The following is a 1,408-nucleotide window of genomic DNA, read 5'->3' as shown; positions in this document are numbered from 1 at the left end:
CGTATGGAGCCGCCGGTGCGTTCCGACCCGACTCCGGTCAAAGCGCCCGTGACGCTTGCTGGTGCCAGGATTGCAGCCGAACCGGCCCCGGCCGCCAAGCCGGAGCCGGATGCGCCTGCGACGGGAAGGGTTGCGGAGACGACCGACAGCATCGTGGCCGATTGGCGGCGTGAGATCGCCTCAGTAGGCGAAGCGATGACCGCGGCCAAGCCGGACAGGGCCGAGGTGAGACGGACGCCGGACGCCGAACCGAAGGCCGAGGTTTTCGAGGACGCGGCCGAACCTGCTTTCGAGCCGGCCCCGCCGCGAAGCGGGTTGGCGCGCCCGGCCACAAGTGAGGCACCGTCCACTCGTCCGGCGATCCTTTCCGAACACACGGGCCGGCAGGTCGCCGCCGCCTTCGGCGAGCTTTCCGATGCGTTCGCCAGCCGCAGCAAGAAAACCTTCGACGAGATGGCCGAGGAGATGCTCAGGCCCATGCTGCAGGACTGGCTGGACAACAATCTTCCGACGCTGGTCGAGCGGCTGGTGCGCGAAGAAATCGAGCGCGTGGCGCGCGGCGCGCAGTAACAATTCGGACGGTCGACGGATGGGGAACGCCGCCGCTGGCGGTGTTTTTGGGTGCGATGTAATGCCTACTGCCTCGGCAGTGGCATTGCCTGTGATCTTGTCAGATCTATCTGTATGGCAGGCGAGCCAGTTCGCCTGCCGCCTCGCGGTTGACTTGGCCAAGACCTTCCGATTTACACCGGACCAGCAAAAACCCGACAGCTCGGACGCCTTTCCATGCTCGAAAAAAACTACGACGCCAAAATCGTCGAGCCGAAGATCGCCAAAATCTGGGAGGAGGCCGACGCGTTTCGTGCCGGCGCAGGCGCCGAGGAGGGCGCGGAAGCCTTCACCATCGTCATCCCGCCACCGAACGTCACCGGCTCGCTGCATATGGGCCATGCACTCAACAACACGCTGCAGGACATTCTGGTGCGCTTCGAGCGCATGCGCGGCAAGAACGTGCTGTGGCAGCCCGGCATGGATCACGCCGGCATCGCTACGCAGATGGTGGTCGAGCGCCAGCTTATGGAGCAGCAGATCCACCGCCGCGACCTGACGCGCGACGAGTTCATCGAGAAAGTCTGGGAGTGGAAGGCTGAATCCGGCGGCGCGATCTTCAACCAGTTGAAGCGGCTGGGGGCCTCGGCCGACTGGAGCCGAGAACGTTTCACCATGGACGAGGGCCTATCCAAGGCGGTGCTCGAAGTGTTCGTCACGCTCTACAAGGAAGGCCTGATCTACAAGGACAAGCGCCTTGTCAACTGGGACCCGAAGCTCTTGACTGCGATTTCCGACCTCGAGGTCGAACAGCAGGAAGTCAACGGCAACCTCTGGCATTTCCGCTACCCCGTCGAGG

At 64.0% G+C, this 1,408-nt stretch carries 2 protein-coding genes; both read left to right on the top strand.

Annotated features, from left to right (window positions below):
* The coding region (locus tag EOA85_RS35285) for a DUF2497 domain-containing protein (RefSeq protein ID WP_127212731.1) at nucleotides 1–570 on the top strand (570 nt) is incomplete at its 5' end.
* Nucleotides 571–786: 216 nt separating this feature from the next.
* A partial coding sequence (locus tag EOA85_RS35280; RefSeq protein ID WP_164760133.1) for a class I tRNA ligase family protein occupies nucleotides 787–1,408 on the top strand: 622 nt, incomplete at its 3' end.

The sequence above is a fragment of the Mesorhizobium sp. M5C.F.Ca.IN.020.29.1.1 genome (assembly GCF_003997375.1).
GTDB classification, from domain to species: Bacteria; Pseudomonadota; Alphaproteobacteria; order Rhizobiales; family Rhizobiaceae; genus Mesorhizobium; species Mesorhizobium wenxiniae.
The sequence above is the reverse complement of the archived record's forward strand: the minus strand, read 5'-3'. Positions and strand labels throughout refer to the sequence as shown.